General features: G+C 55.7%; 16 protein-coding genes. 10 read left to right on the plus strand and 6 right to left on the minus strand.

The features are described 5' to 3' along the window. The first annotated feature begins 60 nt into the window (after nucleotides 1-60). The 4 genes from AO242_RS13015 to ggt all read left to right on the plus strand — a co-directional run bounded on the left by AO242_RS13015 (nucleotide 61) and on the right by ggt (nucleotide 4,606). Nucleotides 61-822, plus strand: a complete 762-nt coding sequence (locus tag AO242_RS13015; protein WP_099269042.1) for a sulfite exporter TauE/SafE family protein — start codon at nucleotides 61-63, stop codon at nucleotides 820-822. 140 nt (nucleotides 823-962) lie between these two features. Next, nucleotides 963-1,547, plus strand: coding sequence for an NAD(P)H-dependent oxidoreductase (locus AO242_RS13020; RefSeq protein WP_099269043.1), 585 nt, complete (start codon nucleotides 963-965; stop codon nucleotides 1,545-1,547). 192 nt (nucleotides 1,548-1,739) lie between these two features. Then, the gene (locus tag AO242_RS13025; protein WP_099269044.1) at nucleotides 1,740-2,636 is read left to right on the plus strand and encodes a LysR family transcriptional regulator; all 897 of its coding nucleotides are present in this window, start codon (nucleotides 1,740-1,742) and stop codon (nucleotides 2,634-2,636) included. A gap of 302 nt (nucleotides 2,637-2,938) precedes the next feature. Further along, a complete protein-coding gene (gene ggt / locus AO242_RS13030; RefSeq protein ID WP_099269045.1) occupies nucleotides 2,939-4,606 on the plus strand; it encodes a gamma-glutamyltransferase in 1,668 nt (555 codons plus the stop codon). 340 nt (nucleotides 4,607-4,946) lie between these two features. Here the strand turns inward: ggt and AO242_RS13035 are convergent, their stop codons facing one another. Further along, complete coding sequence (locus AO242_RS13035; protein ID WP_099269046.1) at nucleotides 4,947-6,530, minus strand: peptide chain release factor 3; 1,584 nt, start codon at nucleotides 6,528-6,530, stop codon at nucleotides 4,947-4,949. A 344-nt stretch (nucleotides 6,531-6,874) separates the two neighbouring features. Between AO242_RS13035 and AO242_RS13045 the strand changes: the two genes are divergently transcribed. The 4 genes from AO242_RS13045 to AO242_RS13060 are packed head-to-tail and all read left to right on the plus strand — an operon-like array spanning nucleotide 6,875 to nucleotide 10,342. Then, the gene (locus AO242_RS13045; RefSeq protein ID WP_027898183.1) at nucleotides 6,875-7,588 is read left to right on the plus strand and encodes an ABC transporter permease; all 714 of its coding nucleotides are present in this window, start codon (nucleotides 6,875-6,877) and stop codon (nucleotides 7,586-7,588) included. 15 nt (nucleotides 7,589-7,603) lie between these two features. After that, on the plus strand, nucleotides 7,604-8,512 hold the full coding sequence (locus AO242_RS13050; protein ID WP_099269047.1) for a glycine betaine ABC transporter substrate-binding protein: 909 nt from the start codon (nucleotides 7,604-7,606) through the stop codon (nucleotides 8,510-8,512). A gap of 13 nt (nucleotides 8,513-8,525) precedes the next feature. Further along, nucleotides 8,526-9,179: an ABC transporter permease gene (locus AO242_RS13055; protein WP_099269048.1), complete on the plus strand. Its 654-nt coding sequence runs from the start codon at nucleotides 8,526-8,528 to the stop codon at nucleotides 9,177-9,179. Beyond that, a complete protein-coding gene (locus tag AO242_RS13060) occupies nucleotides 9,176-10,342 on the plus strand; it encodes an osmoprotectant ABC transporter ATP-binding protein OsmV (protein WP_099269049.1) in 1,167 nt (388 codons plus the stop codon). The genes AO242_RS13055 and AO242_RS13060 overlap by 4 nt, the downstream gene beginning before the upstream one ends. 156 nt (nucleotides 10,343-10,498) lie before the next feature. Here AO242_RS13060 and AO242_RS13065 read toward each other — a convergent pair whose 3' ends face one another. Next, nucleotides 10,499-10,993, minus strand: coding sequence for a hypothetical protein (locus AO242_RS13065; protein WP_099269050.1), 495 nt, complete (start codon nucleotides 10,991-10,993; stop codon nucleotides 10,499-10,501). A gap of 975 nt (nucleotides 10,994-11,968) precedes the next feature. Continuing rightward, entirely contained in the window at nucleotides 11,969-12,160 is a 192-nt protein-coding gene (locus AO242_RS13075) for a DUF6124 family protein (RefSeq protein ID WP_099269052.1), read from the minus strand. A gap of 769 nt (nucleotides 12,161-12,929) precedes the next feature. Between AO242_RS13075 and AO242_RS13080 the strand changes: the two genes are divergently transcribed. Further along, on the plus strand, nucleotides 12,930-14,093 hold the full coding sequence (locus AO242_RS13080; protein WP_027901326.1) for a type III PLP-dependent enzyme: 1,164 nt from the start codon (nucleotides 12,930-12,932) through the stop codon (nucleotides 14,091-14,093). A 62-nt stretch (nucleotides 14,094-14,155) separates the two neighbouring features. Here the strand turns inward: AO242_RS13080 and AO242_RS13085 are convergent, their stop codons facing one another. From AO242_RS13085 to AO242_RS13095, 3 genes are all read right to left on the minus strand, one after another. Next, nucleotides 14,156-14,968: a hypothetical protein gene (locus AO242_RS13085; RefSeq protein WP_099269053.1), complete on the minus strand. Its 813-nt coding sequence runs from the start codon at nucleotides 14,966-14,968 to the stop codon at nucleotides 14,156-14,158. A 133-nt stretch (nucleotides 14,969-15,101) separates the two neighbouring features. Continuing rightward, nucleotides 15,102-16,103: an alpha-xenorhabdolysin family binary toxin subunit B gene (locus AO242_RS13090; RefSeq protein ID WP_099269054.1), complete on the minus strand. Its 1,002-nt coding sequence runs from the start codon at nucleotides 16,101-16,103 to the stop codon at nucleotides 15,102-15,104. Nucleotides 16,104-16,105: 2 nt separating this feature from the next. Further along, nucleotides 16,106-17,365, minus strand: coding sequence for an alpha-xenorhabdolysin family binary toxin subunit A (locus AO242_RS13095; protein ID WP_176560616.1), 1,260 nt, complete (start codon nucleotides 17,363-17,365; stop codon nucleotides 16,106-16,108). Nucleotides 17,366-17,746: 381 nt separating this feature from the next. Here AO242_RS13095 and AO242_RS13100 point away from each other — a divergent pair, with 381 nt between their 5' ends. Continuing rightward, on the plus strand, nucleotides 17,747-20,272 hold the full coding sequence (locus tag AO242_RS13100) for a PepSY domain-containing protein (protein WP_099269060.1): 2,526 nt from the start codon (nucleotides 17,747-17,749) through the stop codon (nucleotides 20,270-20,272). Nucleotides 20,273-20,478 lie beyond the last annotated feature (206 nt).

Below are 20,478 nucleotides of genomic sequence, written 5' to 3' on the forward strand. Positions count from 1 at the left end.
TAAGGCTGGCTCAGTATATGGCGAATTTTCCAATACGGTTTGCGCTGCCAATATACGGCCATGAACGACATTATCGAGCACTATCAAACACTCGGTTGGGCCTTATCAGGGCTGGTGATGGGGGCTTTTTTGCTCGCCGGAACCGTGAAGGGCGTGATCGGCCTTGGCTTGCCGACCGTGGCCATGGGGTTGCTCGGGATGGTTATGCTTCCGGCGCAGGCAGCCGCATTGCTGATCATTCCTTCGACCGTGACCAATGTCTGGCAACTGATAACTGGCGGGTATCTTATCCCTTTGCTCAAGCGGCTTTGGCCCATGTTGCTGATGATCGCTCTGGGCACGGTCTTGGGGTCCATGGTCATCGGCATCAGCAGCGGCCCATTGATGACCTGGGCGTTAGGCGCGGCCTTGTTGCTTTATGCCTTGAGCGGGCTTTTTTTACCGACCCTGCGTATTGCGCCCCGCCATGAAGCCTGGCTTGGGCCGGCGTGCGGTTTTCTCACTGGCGTGATCACCTCGGCCACCGGGGTGTTTGTGATTCCCGCCGTGCCTTACTTGCAGGCATTGGGGCTGGAGCGTGACGCGCTGGTGCAGGCGTTGGGTCTGTCCTTCACGGTGTCCACGCTGGCGTTGGCCGGTGGTCTGTTCTGGAACGGCGCACTGGGTGGCGGCGAGCTGGGGGCTTCTGTTCTGGCGTTGATCCCCGCGCTGCTCGGTATGTGGGTCGGGCAGTGGCTGCGTCAACGGATCAGCGCGAAGGTGTTCAAACGCGTGTTCTTTATCGGCATGGGAGCGTTGGGTTTACATCTCTTGCTCGGCTAGCGGTTTCAATAATGTGAGGCTTATTCGTGCTTCTGGGTCAAAAGTTATTTGACCTTGCCGGCCTTATTCTCACAGACCTCAGCCTGTATCTTTCGCCCATCAAATTTAATGACCCTCCCTTTTACTTGATGGGGTAACACATGAAAAAGATTCTGTTATTGAACGGCGGCAAACAATTCGCTCACTCCGATGGTCGTTACAACGCCACCCTGCATGAAGCGGCGGTGGCTTACCTGGATCGCTCCGGGTTCGACGTCAAAGAGACCTTTATCGACGGCGGTTACAACATCATCGATGAAGTGCAGAAGTACCTGTGGGCGGACGTGATCATTTATCAGATGCCAGGCTGGTGGATGGGCGCGCCGTGGACCGTCAAGAAGTACATCGACGAAGTCTTCACCGAAGGCCACGGTTCGCTGTACGCCAACGATGGTCGTACCCGTTCCGATGCGTCGCAGAAATACGGCAGTGGAGGCTTGCTCAAGGGCAAGCAGTACATGATTTCCGCTACCTGGAACGCGCCACAGCAAGCGTTCGAAGACCCGACTGATTTCTTTGAAGGCAAGGGTGTGGACGCGGTGTACTTCCCGTTCCACAAAGCCAACGAGTTTCTCGACATGACCGCTTTGCCAACTTTCCTGGCGGTGGATGTCATGAAGATGCCGAATATCGAGAACGACGTTAAGCGTTACGAGGCGCATCTGGCGCAGGTGTTTGGGGGGTAAAGCTGATTGAAAACTCGGTAAAGCCCTGTTGGAGCGAGGCTTGCCCGCGAAGAACGATAATGCGGTGTGTCTGATTTGTTGAGTCGATAGGTTCGCGGGCAAGCCGCGCTCCAACAGTATTTGCACAGTCGGCATTAAGCTCCTGCTCAAAATAGCGCTAATATCCCGCGTATTTTCGAGCGGAGTACATGGATGAAAGCCCGGTCTGACGAATTACAGGTATTTGTTTCAGTCATCGAAAGCGGTTCAATTTCTGCGGCGGCCGAGCAGATTGGGCAGACGCCATCGGCCATCAGCCGTACGTTGTCGCGGCTCGAAGCCAAGCTGGAAACCACCCTGATCAACCGCACCACGCGGCGTATGGACCTGACGGAAGAGGGCAAGTACTTCCTCGAGCAGGCCCGACAGATCCTTGCGCAAATGGAAGACCTCGAAGAGCGCCTGTCACTGCGTCACCAGACCCCGGCCGGGCGTTTGCGGATCAACGCGGCATCGCCGTTCATGTTCCATTCGGTCGTGCCTTACGTGGCCGAGTTTCGTCAGCGTTATCCAGAGATCCAGCTGGAACTCAACACCAACGACCTGATCATCGATCTGCTGGAGCAAAGTACTGACGTCGCCATCCGGATCGGCAACCTCGCTGATTCAACGCTGCATGCCCGTTTTCTGGGCAGTAGCCCACTGAATATTCTGGCCAGCCCGGCTTATCTTGAGCGCCATGGTCAGCCCAAAACCGTAGCGTCATTGAGCAACCACGTACTGCTGGGTTTCACCCACACCGAAACCCTCAACCATTGGCCGCTGCGCCATACCGAAGGTGATCGTTTACTGATCCAGCCCGCTATTTCTGCGTCCAGCGGCGAGACCCTGCGCCATCTGGCACTGGCGGGTGAGGGCATCGTCTGTCTGTCGCACTTCATGACCCACGAAGACATCCGCCTCGGTCGCCTCAAAGTCATCCTGCCCAACGCCAACAGCGGTCATCGCCAGCCGATCCATGCGGTGTACTACCGCAACTCACAGCTGGCGCTGAGGATTCAATGCTTCCTGGATTTCATTCAGGAGAAGATGGCGGGGTATGTGGTTTAGTTGGCCCTCTCGCGGCTGAAGCTGCCACTATGATATGGCCATATCACCGCGTCCCCGTAGGACCGGCTTTAGCCGGGAGGGCATTATTGCTAGCGGCGGAAATGTGGTGACTGTCTCAGCCCTCTCGCGGCTGAAGCCGCTCCTACGATATGGCTATATTCACCGCGTTTCAGGTCCCCGTTTACAGTGCTACAGCGCGGTGTTAGTCAAGCCGCGGCCGCCCCAATGATTACCTCCATTTGCGTTTCTGGCTTCCTTGGTCATTAATCAATCTCGTCTGACCTTCACATTAAGGAAGCCTCATGCGAGTGGTTATGTTCAAGACACTGGCTTTGTCAGTGGCAATCTTCAGTTCATCTTCAGTATTCGCAGTCACGCTTGAGGGCGGCGCGGTTGCGTCGCCTGATGAGTACGGCGCAAAAGTAGCCGCCGATGTGCTGCGCAAAGGCGGCAATGCGGTGGACGCCGCGGTCGCTACCGCATTCACGCTGGCCGTTACCTACCCCGAGGCGGGCAACATTGGTGGCGGTGGCTTCATGACCTTGTTCATGAATGGCAAACCGTACTTCCTCGATTACCGTGAGACGGCGCCCAAAACGGCCAGCCGTAACATGTACCTCAACGAAAAAGGCGAGGTGATCGAAAACATGAGCCTGGTCGGTGCCCGCGCAGTCGGCGTGCCGGGTACGGTTATGGGGCTGTGGGAAGCGCATCAAAAATTCGGCAAGCTGAAGTGGGCTGAGTTGCTGACCCCCGCGATTGGCTATGCGCAGAACGGCTTCAAGGTGGCTGAAAAACAATACATGTACCGTCAGGAGGCCCTGGAGCTGTTCAAGGGCACTACCAACTTCAATGATTATTTCGGCAGCATGAAAGTTGGTGAAACCTTGCGTCAACCTGAGCTGGCCAAGACCCTGGAACGCATCGCCGACAAGGGTGCGGATGAGTTCTATAAGGGTGAGACCGCTGATCTATTGGTCAAGCAAATGGAGCATGACAAAGGTCTGGTGACCAAACAGGATCTTGCTGATTACAAAGCGCTTTGGCGCAAGCCGCTGCACGTCAACTGGCAGGGCAACACCTTGTACACCGCGCCTTTGCCCAGCTCAGGTGGTGTCGCGCTGGCGCAACTGATAGGCATCAAAGAGCAGCGTGCTGATGATTTCAAAGGCGTGGCGTTGAATTCCGCCAAGTACATTCACCTGCTGGCGGAAATCGAAAAGCGCGTGTTCGCTGACCGGGCTGATTACCTGGGCGACCCGAACTTCACCAAGGCCCCCGTTGCAGAATTGATCGACCCGAGTTATCTGGCCAAGCGCGCGAATGAGATCAATCCGACCGCCATCTCTCCAACCGAAAACGTCAAACCGGGGCTGGAACCGCATCAGACCACGCACTTCTCGATCGTCGACAAGCAGGGCAACGCGGTCAGCAATACCTATACGTTGAACTGGGATTACGGCAGTGGCGTGGTGGTGAAGGGCGGGGGTTTCTTGCTCAACGATGAGATGGACGACTTCAGCTCCAAGCCGGGCGTTGCCAATGCGTTTGGCGTGGTGGGCGGTAGCGCCAATGCCATCGAGCCGGGCAAGCGCATGCTGTCGTCGATGAGCCCGAGCCTGGTGACGCGTGACGGTCAGGTAACGCTGGTATTGGGTACGCCCGGCGGCTCGCGGATCTTCACCTCGATTTTTCAGGTGCTGAATAACATCTACGACTACAAACTCCCGCTCAAGGAAGCCGTGGGTGCGCAACGCGTGCATCACCAGTTATTGCCCAAGGATACGATCTACTACGATTCCCACGCACCGCTGACCGGCAAGGTTGCCGACGAGCTGAAAGCCATGGGTTACACGCTCGAAGATCAGGGCTGGGAGATGGGTAACGTGCAGGCAATCAAAGTGGATGGCACGAAGCTGGAAACAGCCTCGGACCCGCGGGGCAGGGGAGTCGGGATGGTGGTGCGTTAGTTCCATTCCCGGATGGGAGTACGACCTGGTAGGAGCGAACTTGTTCGCGAGACGATGTTCCTGAGTTCACAGAACCAATGCCTCGCGAACAAGTTCGCTCCTACCGGGGCCATACGTGGTTTCACGCGTCGCACGGAACTTCACATCCGCCCAGCGCCCGCTGTGATCTGCGGGCAGGGGAGTGGGGATGGTGGTCAAATAGTTGCGAGGCTGTAGGAGCGCGCTTGCCCGCGATTGCGGTTTGCCAATCGACAACTTTGTGAACTGGCACACCGCAATCGCGGGCAAGCGCGCTCCTACGAAATCAAACGCGGTGTCAGATACACCGCGCATCTTTTACTTAATGATGCTCACGCGTCGCACGGAATTTCACGTCTGCCCAGCGCTCTTCCATCAACGCCAGGTTAACCCGCGTTGGCGCGAGGTAGGTCAGGTGACCGCCGCCGTCCAGTGCCAGGTTTTCCACGGCTTTGACTTCAAACTCTTCAAGCTTCTTCTTGTCCGCACACTCGATCCAGCGGGCGGAATACACGGTGATCGGCTCGTAAGCGCATTCGACTTTGTATTCTTCCTTCAAGCGGCTTGCCACCACATCGAACTGCAGCACACCGACCGCGCCGAGAATGATGTCGTTGCTGCGCAGCGGGAAGAACACCTGTGTGGCGCCTTCTTCAGCGAGTTGCTGCAGGCCCTGACGCAATTGCTTGGACTTGAGCGGGTCTTTCAGACGCACGCGACGGAACAGTTCCGGGGCGAAGTGCGGGATACCGGTAAAGCCCAGGCTTTCGCCTTCGGTGAAGGTGTCGCCGATCTGGATCGTGCCGTGGTTGTGCAAACCGATGATGTCGCCCGCGTAGGCCTCTTCAAGCATTTCACGCTCGGAGGAGAAGAACGTCAGCGCGTCGCCGATCCGCACGTCTTTGCCCAAACGGACATGGCGCATTTTCATGCCCTTGTCGTAGCGGCCCGAACAGATACGCATGAACGCGATACGGTCGCGGTGTTTCGGGTCCATGTTCGCCTGGATCTTGAACACGAAACCGCTGAATTTCTCTTCCACGGGCTCGACGGTACGCTCGTTGGCAACACGGGCCAAAGGCTTCGGCGCCCAGTTCACAACGGCATCAAGTACGTGATCGACACCGAAGTTGCCCAGTGCAGTACCGAAGAACACCGGGGTCAGTTGACCGTTGATGAACTCTTCCTGATTGAACTCGTGGCAAGCGCCCTGCACCAGCTCCAGCTGTTCAACAAAACGGTCGTACTCGTCGCCCAGGTGAGCGCGGGCTTCGTCCGAATCCAGCTTCTCGATGATACGAACGTCAGTGCGCTCGTGGCCATGACCGGCGGTGTAAACAATGATGTAGTCGTCAGCCAGGTGATAGACACCCTTGAAGTCGCGGTAGCAGCCAATCGGCCAGGTGATCGGCGCAGCCTTGATCTTCAGGACAGCTTCGATCTCGTCCAGCAACTCGATCGGGTCGCGAATATCGCGGTCGAGCTTGTTAATGAAGCTGACGATCGGCGTATCACGCAGACGGCAAACGTCCATCAGGGCGATGGTCCGCGGCTCAACCCCTTTACCGCCATCGAGCACCATCAGCGCCGAGTCGACGGCGGTCAGGGTGCGATAGGTGTCTTCGGAGAAGTCTTCGTGGCCCGGGGTGTCGAGCAGGTTGATCATGTGATCGCGATACGGGAACTGCATGACCGAGGTGGTGATGGAGATGCCGCGTTGCTTCTCCATTTCCATCCAGTCGGATGTCGCGTGACGATCTGATTTACGAGATTTCACCGTGCCAGCGACGGAAATGGCCTTGCCCATCAACAGCAGTTTTTCTGTGATGGTGGTTTTACCCGCATCCGGGTGGGAAATAATGGCGAAAGTGCGGCGTTTCGCGACTTCGGCGGCCTGTTGGGTCATGGGAAATCGCCTGGCAGGTGAGTCAAAAAAGGGCGCAGATTATAGCCTATCTGATAGCAATAACCGAACCGTTCAGCACATGGTCGGTGGCCAATTACCATCTTGTGTGGGAACCTTTCGGGTCGTGGAGACGTCCATTCCCCCGTCAAGGCCAGTAAAACGGCCAACTTCAGGGGCTGATTCATCAGCATGTTGGCTTGACGAAGCTGCGCTAATGGCTTGTGTTTTCGCCGAGGGCAACCTCAATGGCGACCCACCCGCTGCTCTTCGCGAACGTTATTCCTGATCACCTGCAAGGGTCGATCACGGCAACGCGTTCGCCGACTGAAATAAGGAGTCCGCCTGTGGCTAATCGCTATGGCAAGGGGCTGATTGGAGGTGCGGTTGTAATCGCACTCCTGGCCCTGCTGATCCACTGGATCGGCATCAGTACTATCAAGCAATACCAGGATGACCTGCTGTTCTATCTGCAAGCTCACCTGATTCTGGTTCTGGTTTCAATGTTGGCGGCCCTCGTGGTCGGGATCCCGGCGGGCATTGCCCTTAGTCGACCAAGCATGGTTGGCCGTGCCGAACGCTTCATGCAGATCTTCAACATTGGTAACACCGTTCCCCCTCTCGCCGTTCTGGCCATTGCCCTCGGGATTCTCGGGATTGGTAGTGGGCCTGCGATCTTCGCGCTGTTCCTCGCCTCGTTGTTGCCCATCGTACGCAACACCTACGAAGGCCTGAAAAACGTTCAGGGTTCACTCAAGGAAGCAGCCACTGGTATCGGCATGACGCCGCGCCAAGTCCTGTGGCAAGTCGAATTGCCTAACGCCGTACCGATCATCGTCGGTGGTGTGCGTGTCGCGCTGGCCATCAACGTTGGTACCGCGCCTTTGGCCTTCCTGATCGGTGCCAACAGCCTTGGCAGTCTGATCTTCCCGGGCATCGCCTTGAACAATCAGCCGCAACTGGTGCTGGGTGCAGCGTGTACCGCTCTGCTGGCGTTGCTGCTTGATGGTCTGGTGACTCTTGCCAGTCGTACCTGGCTGGAACGTGGCCTGACTCGCTGAGCGAAAGGAATACCAATGAAAAAGTTATGCACATTAATAGCGGGCTTTGCCTTGCTGTTCGCAGGATTCGCCCAGGTGGCCAACGCCGCCACGGAAGGGCCGGTATTGCGCGTGGGTGCACGTGTGTTCACCGAGCAAACGTTGCTAGCCGAACTGACTGCGCAGTATCTGCGTACAAAGGGCTATGACGTTCAAGTCACGGGTGGTCTGGGCAGCAGCCTGGCACGTAGTGCACAGGAAAGCGGTCAACTGGATCTGATCTGGGAGTACACCGGCGTGTCGCTGGTTAATTACAACCATATCGATGAAAAACTCGACAGCGAGCAAACCTACGCACGGGTCAAAGAGCTCGACGCCAAGATAGGCCTGGTATGGCTTTCGCCGTCGAAGTTCAACAATACCTACGCCTTGGCGCTGCCGCAGAAAGTTGCGGACAAGTATCCGCAGGTCAACACCATGACCGACCTGACCAAAGTCCTCAAAGACGAAGCCAAAGAGGGTCATCTCGTAGCGCTGGACACCGAGTTCGCCAACCGTTCCGACGGTCTGATCGGCATGGTCAAGCATTACGACATGAATCTCAGCCGTGAGAACACTCGCCAGATGGACGCAGGCCTTGTCTACACCGCACTGCGTAACGGCCAGGTATTCGCCGGTCTGGTGTACACCACAGACGGTCGCCTGAATGCTTTCAAACTGAAAGTGCTGGAAGACGACAAGAAGTACTTCCCGGACTACACCGCTGCTCCGGTGATCCGTAAGGATTATCTGGACAAGCACCCGGAAATTGCCACGTTGCTCAAGCCGCTGGCCGATCTGCTGGACACCCAGACCATGATTGACCTCAACGCCCGCATCGACGTCGGTCACGAAAGCCCCTCTTCCGTTGCCGCAGATTTCCTGCGCCAGCACCCACTTAACTAAGGAAGGAGACGACATGAGTTTTTTTAGCGTTTTCTCCCAGATAGATTGGAATCAGGTTATTCACCTGACCTTGCAGCACATCACGCTGGTTGGCATCGCGGTTACCTTGGCGATTCTGGTTGGTGTTCCGCTCGGCGTTCTGATGACCCGCTTCCCGGCACTCGCCGGTCCATTGCAGGCCAGCGCCACCGTGCTGCTGACCGTGCCGTCGATTGCCCTGTTCGGTCTGCTGCTGCCGTTCTACTCCAAGTTCGGTCAAGGCCTTGGCCCGATGCCTGCGATCACCGCCGTATTCCTGTATTCGCTGCTGCCGATCATGCGCAACACGTATCTGGCACTGACAGGCGTGGAGCCGGGTATTCGCGAAGCCGCCAAAGGCATCGGCATGACCTTCGGCCAGCGCCTGCGCATGGTTGAGCTGCCTATCGCCGTGCCGGTGATCCTCGCTGGCGTGCGTACTGCCGTGGTGATGAACATCGGCGTCATGACCATCGCCGCCACCATCGGTGCTGGCGGTCTGGGTGTACTTATTCTTGCTTCAATCAGCCGCAGCGATATGTCGATGCTGATCGTCGGCGCGGTACTGGTCAGTATTCTGGCCATCATCGCTGACCTTCTCCTGCAATGGCTGCAACGTGCGCTGACTCCAAAAGGATTACTGAAATGATCGAACTTCAAAACCTCACCAAGACTTTCCAAAGCAACGGCAAAGAAGTGAAGGCTGTCGATTCGGTCAGCCTCACCGTCAACGAAGGCGAAATCTGCGTTTTCCTCGGCCCGTCGGGTTGCGGCAAGTCCACCACCCTGAAAATGATCAACCGCCTGATCATGCCGACCTCCGGCAAGGTGCTGATCAACGGTGAAGACACCACTGATCTGGACGAAGTGACCCTGCGTCGCAACATCGGCTACGTGATCCAGCAGATCGGTCTGTTCCCGAACATGACCATCGAAGAAAACATCGTCGTGGTGCCCAAGCTGTTGGGTTGGGACGCCAAGCGTTGCCACGACCGTGCTCGTGAACTGATGAGCATGATCAAGCTGGAGCCCAAGCAGTACCTGCATCGTTATCCTCGTGAACTGTCCGGTGGTCAGCAGCAGCGTATCGGTGTGATCCGCGCCCTGGCGGCTGATGCGCCTTTGCTGCTGATGGACGAACCGTTCGGTGCGGTCGACCCGATCAACCGCGAGATGATCCAGAACGAATTCTTCGAAATGCAGCGTGCGCTGAACAAGACCGTGATCATGGTCAGCCACGATATCGACGAAGCGATCAAGCTGGGCGACAAGATCGCGATCTTCCGCGCAGGCAAACTGCTGCAGATCGACCACCCGGACACCTTGCTGGCGCATCCGGCAGACGAGTTCGTGTCGAGCTTCGTTGGCCAGGACAGCACGCTCAAGCGTCTGCTGTTGGTCAAAGCCGAAGATGCTGCGGACAACGCACCATCGGTCAGCCCGGAAACCCCGGTGGCCGACGCGCTGGAAGTGATGGACGAAAACGACCGTCGCTACATCGTCGTCACCGATGCCGAGAACAAGGCCATGGGCTACGTGCGCCGTCGCGACCTGCATCGCCAGACCGGCACCTGCCTGCCGTTCCTGCGTCAGTTCAACGCCACCGCGGCCTACGACGAACACTTGCGCATCCTGCTGTCGCGCATGTACGAGTTCAACCGCTCATGGCTGCCAGTGCTGGACGCCGAGAACGTGTTCCTGGGTGAAGTGACTCAGGAGTCGATTGCCGAGTACCTGAGCTCGGGTCGTTCACGCGGCGGCAAGACCAGCATCGTTTCGCCGGCTGACATCGTGGCTGAAGCGCAGGCCTGATGTAAAAGCCCCGCGCTGCAATGGCGCGGGGCTTGCGGCGAAGCCTATCCCGTGGACGGACCGTTGCGCCGTGTGTTCGCTTTATCGCGGCTCTACCATGATCAACGATCTCTCAAACAACCCTGCGCAGTCTCCAGCAAAAAAACTGCACTCTGGTTATCTTTCAGGTGGACAGAACTGGGGGCGAACACATTTACGGTCATAGGTGTTCGGATTATTTCCTCCCAGTGCTTCGATACTGCCTGAGGGTGGGGTCCGAACTAATTCGTAGCTTCTTTTTTCTGTAGTGTCCACCAGGATTTTTCTCTGGTAAGCGTCGCTTAATAGGTAGCGCTTGCCCATGCTGGCATACATGTCTATATCTACGCTGTCTCTGCTGTTTATGACTGTTATGTTTGAAGGAGACTGCCCGCTGGCTTGACTTATACAGGCGCTAAAGTTATCGGATACTGACTTGTCAAGAAGCCATATTTGGCTGTAGCGATAATTCAGGATGTAGGTCACTCCCTCATAGCTTGAGTCTGCGGCTCGCAATACATCAACGCATTGCTCTACTTTCGTATCTCCAGCGTCCGCAGCATAAGCTGGTATGTACAAAGGCAGTGAAATAAAAAGGGCAACGCCTAGGGTGCTCGCTTTTACGGTTTTCATCAGACTTCTCCATGTCCTTCGATCATCCTGCGATGATGCGTATTCAGTTAGATTTCTGTAAGCCTTAATGGCTTATGGGTACTGTGCTACGAGGGGAGATATCTTTGTACTGTCAGAAGTGACAGGTTTTCCGTGATTCCATTACCGGCTGTCTGTATTTGGATGCGCAGCGCCGATGCTCCCAGAGGATGAACCGATAACGTGGGACCGGCCGGGCGGTGTTCCACTTCAGCCGGGAAGGCTGCGTTTCTGACCGTACAAATGCGTCGACTGTAGCGACCTCTTCCAGGCTAAAGCGGGTCCTACGGGATGAACGCAATCCCCTGTGGGAGATTCTATGTTTGCTTGCAATCCCGTAGGACCGGCTTTAGCCGGGAGAGCGGTATTTCTGACGAAGAATATGTAGTGAATGTCCCGACGCCCTCCCGGCTAAAGCGGAACGCCGCCCGGCCGGTCCTACGGAATAGCGCGATCGTCTGTGGGAGCGAGGCTTGCCCGCGATGCACGATAACGCGGTATGCCTGATACACCGCAGTGCCTGAATCGCGGGCAAGCGCGCTCCTACGGATTCGGCGATCGTCTGTAGTAGATCACGCCGATACACCACGATTTCATCCTTCGCTACATCAACACCAACAATCACGTGGGAATCAAAGGTTGTCATGGCCAGTCCTCCGAGCTACGTTTTAGGAGCTTGTTGGGGTTCACCGTCGCGCTGGCTTGCTTCTATCGTCGGTCAAAAGCCGATGCATTCCTTATTGGCGCATTAGGTGAAAGGGGGGGATGAAGTCTCCCACGGTCTGTACTGGACTGGTCAGAGTCGAGTCAGAAGCGATGCTTTATTCCCACCCACCCCTTCAAGTCTAAATATACAAGCGAGGCTTGCCCGCGATTCAGATGCCAGATTCAGCAGGCTCACCGCGTTATCGTTTATCGCGGGCAAGCCCTGCTCCCACCTGGATCGCAGCTTCGCAATTAAATTGTTTCCACGCCAACCAACGATCTTTCAACCAACCCCTGCGCAATCTCGACCAGGTGCACCACCGAAAACGCCAGGTCGCGTTTCTGGCCGGTGAGATGGTCGCTGGATTCGTAGGCGGTGGCGACTGCGCAGCGGAGGAGGTCGCTGACGCGTTGGAGGTCTTGTTCGAGGGTGGTTTTCGTCATGATGTATCCCTTTAGATTGGAGCCATCACTTGTCGCTCTCACACGGAAGTGGGTGGCAGCTGTGTACAGGGTGAGAGACCAGTCAAAGGGAAACCGGCCAGACCGGAGTCTGCCTGCACACAGCCGCCATATCTGATGGACTGATGCACCCTTTTTTGCAACCGGGCTCTCACACCCGACCACTGATTTACAGTGGCGGAGCGCAGGCTAGTTCCGGGAAATGGCGGGCGCAAGCGGGTTTGAGTTTCTAGGACTCTTCACTCAAGAGATAGGGACAAAGCCTTCACAATCGTCACATTTTTTGTAGGAAACCTGGCCCCTGTAGGAGTGAGCTTGCTCGCGATAGCGGTACATCTATAAAAAAGGATGTTCCTGCTCAGACGCCATCGCGAGCAAGCTCACTCCTACAGGGCCATGTGATATTCACGATCAAATCGTGTCCAGAATGAACATCAAGCTGTCACACAGGTCCGTTACTACAGTGGGGCATACGAGCCGATCCGGCAGAAACGTCTGCAAATGCGACATTTTTTGTTGATCTCTAACCCCTCAGGTCCTACAGTTCGCGCCGAACGTCCAAGCTGGAAACGATCCATCCGGCTCAAGTACTGACGACGAGACAGCAAGGCCACGGGAGGCGACCTCCAGATGGCCTTTTTTGCTTTCGGCGGACATGCCTTGGGAAGTAGGCGAACCAAAGTGGGGATACACACGGAGGACGTTCATATGCACCCATTTATTCATTTGTTTGCCCAGTGGAGTCCGTAGCATGCCGATCCAGGTCGAAGACTATTTCCAGCGCGACACCTTCAACAAAATGAAGGCGTTTGCCGACAAGCAAGAAACCCCGTTCGTGGTTATCGATACCGCGATGATCAGCCAGGCTTACGATGACTTGCGCGCAGGTTTCGAATTCGCCAAGGTGTACTACGCCGTCAAAGCCAACCCGGCGGTCGAAATCATCGACCTGCTCAAGGATAAAGGCTCGAGCTTCGACATCGCGTCGATCTATGAGCTGGACAAGGTAATGGACCGCGGTGTCACTCCAGACCGCATCAGCTACGGCAACACCATCAAGAAATCCAAGGACATCCGCTACTTCTACGAGAAGGGCGTGCGTCTGTTCTCCACCGACTCCGAAGCTGACCTGCGCAACATCGCCAAGGCTGCACCGGGTTCGAAAGTCTACGTGCGTATCCTGACCGAAGGCTCGACCACCGCTGACTGGCCTTTGTCGCGGAAGTTTGGCTGCCAGACCGACATGGCCATGGATCTGCTGATTCTGGCTCGTGACCTGGGTCTGGTACCTTACGGCCTCTCGTTCCACGTCGGTTCGCAACAGCGCGACATCAGCGTCTGGGACGCAGCGATCGCCAAGGTCAAAGTGATCTTCGAGCGTCTCAAAGAAGAAGACGGCATCGTCCTCAAGCTGATCAACATGGGCGGCGGCTTCCCGGCCAACTACATCACCCGCACCAACAGCCTGGAAACCTACGCTGAAGAAATCATTCGCTACCTGAAAGAAGACTTCGGTGATGACCTGCCGGAAATCATTCTGGAACCGGGTCGTTCGCTGATCGCCAACGCCGGTATTCTGGTCAGCGAAGTGGTGCTGGTGTCGCGTAAATCCCGCACTGCGGTAGAGCGTTGGGTGTACACGGATGTGGGCAAGTTCTCCGGCCTGATCGAAACCATGGACGAAGCCATCAAGTTCCCAATCTGGACCGAGAAGAAAGGCGAGATGGAAGAAGTTGTCATCGCCGGTCCGACCTGCGATAGCGCCGACATCATGTATGAGAACTACAAGTATGGCCTGCCACTGAACCTGGCCATCGGTGACCGCCTGTACTGGCTGTCCACAGGTGCGTACACCACCAGCTATAGCGCCGTAGAATTCAATGGCTTCCCGCCGCTGAAGTCGTTCTACGTCTGATTGATCTGATGCTCAGAAAAGCCCGTGACGCGTCACGGGCTTTTTTTTGCGAGGCGTTATCTCTACTGTCGGAACAACGCAATGGCCTCGGCGGACATGCGTTGAATTTCTCTCAGCGACACCAGCAGTATGTCGACGCTGGCCTTGAGACGAGAAGGTTTAGTGACGGTTCTCAGTTGCAATGACTGGAAGACACACTGAGCTGTCATTTCTTTCAAACGGGTGAGATGAGCGGTCAGATTACTATAGGCCATATGACTGAGGGCGTATTCTCGTTGGTAGGCGTCGATAAACTCCATTGCCTGTGCATATCGGTAGGCCGAAGTCGGGTTTAGCGCAACGCTGATGCTGCCCGATATACGTACCCATGCAGGGCCAAACTTTATCGAGTTGGCGTTTGAGCGTGTATGTTCGCGTTGTGCATAGAGGTAAATGTTGTTGTACATATATTCGATCAACCGTGGCAGGACAGTGTAGGTTCCTGTGGCCAAGCGCACAGCCGTCTGCTGCTGTTGATTGAATGTTTTTAAAAATTGAAAGTTGTTGGAAGTGGCGAACTCAAAGAGTCTGGTGGACTGAGGGATGCCGGGGGCTCTCAGTGCCTGCTGTGAAAGGAGTATGAACTCGTCAATAAAGTTCTCAACGTCTCTATGTAACGATGTCACAGCGTCTTGCGTGCCGCGCCAGGTATTCGCATCTGCCTTGGCCCTGCTAATCAGCTTATCTAATTCAAACACTCTGTACTGGCGTGAATCTACAGTGGATCCCAAGTCAAGTGTGCTTTTGGAGAGAAGGAGCGAGGTGGGAAGTTTGTCTGAAAAGATCGCGTAGTTTTCGAGTTGGTTTAAATCTAGCGCAGTAAAGTAGTTCGTCATTTATTCGCCCAGGTGCTGGATGATAAGCGACCTTATCGTCAGCTTTTTTGACAGTAATTGCGTCGTGCAGGGGCATTCAAAACCGCCCCTGCGATCGCGGGTTAGAACATTACGAACTATGCCCTGACGTCATTTAGCGAATGGGCCGCAAATAAGCAGCCAGCGCTGTTGTGTCAGCGATGAACGCTTGTGCCGTAAATTCATCCACAGTGGACATGCGGTTGAATCGGGCCTCGTAAGCCCGAACAGCATCGACCACTTTGCTGTATTCGCGTTTGTAGGTCTGGAGTTCATCATCAAACAGGTGCGCAGCGTCAATCAAGCTGATGCGACGTCCTACGGCGCCGAGTTCCAATTGTTTGTCGCGCAGGGCGGCGGCGTAAGCGTTGCTGCGCTCGCGCAGCACATCTCGCATGCGGATCAAGCCCAAGAAGTTCAGGCTGGCATCCAGCTTATCAAGGGACTGTTTGAGCAGGTCCAGCGCCAGTGCTATTACGGCCGCTTCGGGTGGGGTAGGGCCCAGTGCAGCGATCTTTTCGCCGGTCAGGATGGCGTCTTGGGCAATTGCGCCAAAGCCTTTGCTTTCGATTGCATTGATCGCTGCCGTTAAGGTGGCGCGCTCAGCCTCGACCTTCGCCCGGCTGGCTTCGATCTCTTGTATTTCCTCAGGCAGGCGTTCCAGTTCAGTATTGAACCCCAAGAGATTACGCAAGGTAGAGGTGCGTTCGAACGGTTCACTGATTGAAAGCAGCGAGGCGGCCAGAGTACTGGCTTCGTTGCGGGTGGATTTCAGTACTGCGTTCATTTCCTTGGCCGCATCAGCAAGAATTTCCAGGCGTTCGGTGTCATCGGAAGACTCTGCGAGTTCCTTCAGATAGCCACGCAGGACGTTGGCTTGCGAATCCAGATCATACTGCAGCCGCTGAGTACCGTCGCGAAGCCGGGTATGAGCCTGGTTCAGTGTGGAGTTCAAACGGTTGAACTTGCCGTACAGGCTCGGTAGGTAGGAGGTTTGGGTATAAAACACTTCGATGTCGATCATTTTGTCGTTGCAGTATTGCTTCGACTGCCGAAGAACGGCCAGGTCGGGGGCTTCGGACTGCAGGTAGTCGGTTGCTTCAAATGTGCTGTTCATAGTTATGCTCCACTACCCAGACGGTTGGACGGGTTTTGATATTCTGCTCTGAATTCTTCGTCAGCTTCGGCGAACACTTCTAATAGAAGGCCTGCATCCCTTTTAATCGCTTCCCAAGGCACAACGACCAAACGAAACGCACCGATGAACCTGCGAACTGTAAGTGCATCATCGATCTGATCAGCCCTGTCCGAGGACTGCTTGAGAAATATGGATAGTCTGTTCCAGACGGTGACAAGATTTTGAGTGGCAATATCGGCATCAATAACGATCAGGTCGAGATGCTGCAAGTCAAGACGTACCCGGTAGAGCGAACCCAGAATACGATTTTTGGTTTGCATCGCAGCGATATCACGAGCCTGCTCGGCCCGAAGATTGTCACGTTCTTGACGAGTTTTTTCAGCGTCTACACCGAGGTAGATTGACATGGCGAGACCGACAATATTAAAGCCGGCCGCAGAACTTACCGCCTGTTTAACCAGTTCCTTGTACTCTTTTACTTTCTCATCAATAGTCTCTGCACGGTCCTTGATGATGATGCTAAGCGCTTTGATATCATCGGACAAAGTGTTTTTATCAATCAGTCGGAGTTGTGACCTGAGTCTTGGGCCTACTTGTTGAGCCAATGTCGTGGCGAACGCGTCAAGACGAACCTTAATGCTGTTCGCTTCTGCCTCCTGTTGCTTGACGCTTTCTAAAATCTTGTCGAGGATGTAGCTGAAGTCACTAACGGCGTCTTTATCCCAGTCGTCGAGTGCTATGCCGGGAAATTTGTCGCCCATACTGATTTCAAGCTTGCGGACATCTTCGAGGGTTTTTATGTTGTACTTATCGAGCGTGTTAAGCGAACTGATATCTGCGACAACATCTTCCATGGACCTTCCATGGCTTAGCATTTCGCCCGCAAATACTTCCAGCTTATGCCCTACAGATATAAGATCGACCCGCAACGGGTTCCAGCTTCTGGCATGAGTATGGATAATTTGGAATGTCTTCTGGAAGTCAGTCGCTGACAACCCTTCACCGGCGCCGGTGGAGTACCCCAGATAATTGATGACGTTATTGATTTCAATGGGGAGCGCCAGTCCGGCGATCTCGTAATGTTTAATATTCTTGAGCTGCTCCTTGGTGAGGATGAGACCTGGTTTGCGATCCGAGTCACTCTGATTCGCTGCGGAATAATTAAAGAGAGTAATAGGCGCACGGGCGGCTTCATCGACAACCGTGTCAGTACTGACAGGGAGGTTTTCATAAATTGACATATCATTAATCCTTTAATGATGTTCAGGGGCAAGTAGATGCCTGTAGTAAGCACTTTATGTGCAATGTAAAATCCTTCTGCACGCTTTGAGATTAGGGTGGATGTCGCGTTACTGTCAAAGTGGAAAAGTAGTCCGTGAATGTAGGAGAATTACTTTTACGGAGCTGGCTTATAGTTTTCGGGGTACTTTCAATGAATCTTGAAAGAGTCTGAAATAATTCAGGATAAGAGCGGCATATCTGTTGCGGTTACTGACCGGGGCAAAGTGGAAAAGGGAGGGGCGCTATGGGGCGTGCTCACCCTCAGTCGAATAGCGAATGAGAATTTGTGCTGTTTACAGGCATAATGCGCCGCATTGCGGGTCCATGAGGTCGTAAGGGTGCTGAAGAAGATTCTGTTTCAAGTCCACTGGTTCTTCGGCATCACGGCTGGGCTGGTGCTGGCGCTGATGGGCATAACCGGGGCTTTGTATTCGTTCGAGGATGAGATTCTTGAATGGATCAACCCGGACGCCTTGATCATCGAGGCACGCGGCACACCGTTGCCGCCGGTTGAGCTGGTACGCAAGCTTGAAGCCGAAACCGGCCTGACCGTGGCGATCCTGCGTGTGCAGACCGTCGGTGATAAAGCAGCGCAGGTTTATTTCACTCCGCCACCCGGTGAGCGGCGTGGGCCGATGCGCAACTTCAACCCGTACACCGGCGAAGTCACCGGCGACGCCGCAGGGGCCGGTTTTTTTGATTTCGTGTTGAAGCTGCATCGCTTTCTGGCCTTGGGGGAATACGGCAAGCAGGTCACGGCCGCCTGCACGCTGATTCTGATTTTTTTCTGTCTGTCCGGGCTCTATCTGCGCTGGCCGCGCAAGGCCCTGAATTGGCGTATCTGGCTGACCATGGACTGGGCCAAAAAGGGACGCAGCTTCAACTGGGACCTGCATTCGGTATTTGGCACCTGGTGCCTGCTGTTCTATCTGCTGTTCGCCATCACCGGTCTGAACTGGTCTTACGACTGGTTCAGTAATGGCATGCACGCCTTGCTCGGCGATGCGCCCATCGGCGAGCAGCGGCGGGGCGGTGGCATGCGTCCGGCAGATAAAAACGAGCCAGCACCCAAGGCGGATTATGTCGCGATCTGGGGCAGCATTCAGGCGACGGCAGGTCCAGGATTGGCTTCATACAATATCCGTTTGCCTAACGCTGGCGGTCAGCCCGCGACGATTTTCTACCTGCTCAAGGATTCGCCACATCCGCGGGCGCTCAACCAGATCACCCTCGATCCTGCGACGGGCAACGTCAGTGCTGTGTCCCGCTATGCCGAAAAAAGCTTCGGTGCGCAGTTGCTTGTCAGCAATTACAGCCTGCACGTGGGCAGTTATTTCGGCATGCCCGGGCGCATCATCATGACCGTCGCATCGCTGATGATGCCGCTGTTCTTTATCACGGGCTGGCTGCTGTATCTCGACCGTCGGCGCAAGAAGCGTGATGTGCGCAATGCCCGTGCAGGAGTCGCCAGTCATACAGAAGGGCCTGCGTGGCTGATCGGTTTTGCCAGTCAAAGCGGTTTTGCCGAACAGTTGGCCTGGCAGACGGCCGGGCAGTTGCAGGCGGCCGGGATGCCGGTGAATGTTCAGCGCCTGGCGGATGTCACCGAACAGGATCTGAGCCAAAGCCGTAACGCGCTGTTTGTGGTCAGCACGTTCGGCGACGGTGAAGCGCCGGACAGCGCCCGGGCTTTCGAGCGCAAGCTGCTCGGCGCAGGGCTCTCACTGAATAACCTTAATTACGCCGTGCTGGGGCTTGGCGATCGGCAGTATCAACATTTCTGTGCGTTTGCTCATCGCTTGCAGGACTGGCTGAAAGAGCGGGGCGGCCAGTCGTTGTTCGCGTCCGTGGAAGTGGACAGCGCAGACCCACTGGCCTTGCAGCATTGGCAGCAGCAGTTGGCGCAGCTCACTGGCAATACACCGGCTGCGCTCTGGCAGGCCCCGACTTATGACAACTGGACGCTGTCACGGCGCGAATGGCTCAACCCGGGTAGCAGCGGTTCGAAAGTGTTTCTGCTCGGCCTGACACCGCCGCCGTCGATCACGTGGGAGGCCGGCGATCTGGTTGAGGTGATGCCACGCAACAGTCGGCAGGCCGTAGAGGACTTTCTCGCCGGTCTGGGTATTGCGGTGAGCACACACGTGAATATCGGCGGGCTGGAAGAACCCATCGAAGTGGCATTGGCCAGTCGTCAACTGCCTCACCATCGGGCACATCTTGTCGGGCTGCATGCTCAGGCATTGATTGATGCGTTGGTGCCGTTGGCCCCGCGTGAGTACTCCATCGCGTCAATCGCCGAGGATGGCGTACTGGAATTGATCGTGCGTCAGGAACTGCATCCCGATGGCAGTCTCGGGTTGGGCTCCGGTTGGCTGACGGAGCATGTTGAGCTTAATGATGTGGTCAGTTTGAGGGTTAGACGTAACAGTAGCTTCCATCTGCCGGGTGATTCACGTCCTTTGATCCTGTTAGGTAATGGCACCGGGCTGGCCGGATTGCGCAGCTTGCTCAAGGCACGCATCGCGCAGGGGCATACCCGCAACTGGCTGCTGTTCGGCGAGCGGAATCAGGCCCATGACTTTCACTGTGGCAGTGAGCTACAGGCGTGGCTGGCGGCAGGAAAACTCACGCGGCTGGAACTAGCGTTTTCCCGCGATCAGGTTGAGAAAATCTACGTGCAGGATCGCTTGCTTCAGGCCGCTGACGAGTTAAAAGCGTGGCTGGCTGCAGGTGCAGCAATTTACATCTGCGGAAGCCTGGAAGGCATGGCGGCGGGAGTGGACGCTGCGCTGATCAAGATCCTCGGCGCAGAAGCGGTCGGGGAATTGATCGAGGCAGGACGGTATCGACGGGATGTTTATTGAGCATATAAGGCCATAATAGTGATCCCGGTAGGAGCGAACTTGTTCGCGAGGCGGTTTGCCTGAATCACCGCGTCAGGCCCTCTCGCCAACAAGTTGCCTCCTACCTGAACAGCCTCACCCGGCACTGCCCGGTAGGAGCGAACTTGTTCGCGAGGCGGAGTGCCTGAATCACCGCAGCAGACCCTCTAGCCAACAAGTTGCCTCCT

Source organism: Pseudomonas sp. ICMP 561 (genome assembly GCF_002699985.1).
GTDB classification, from domain to species: Bacteria; Pseudomonadota; Gammaproteobacteria; order Pseudomonadales; family Pseudomonadaceae; genus Aquipseudomonas; species Aquipseudomonas quasicaspiana.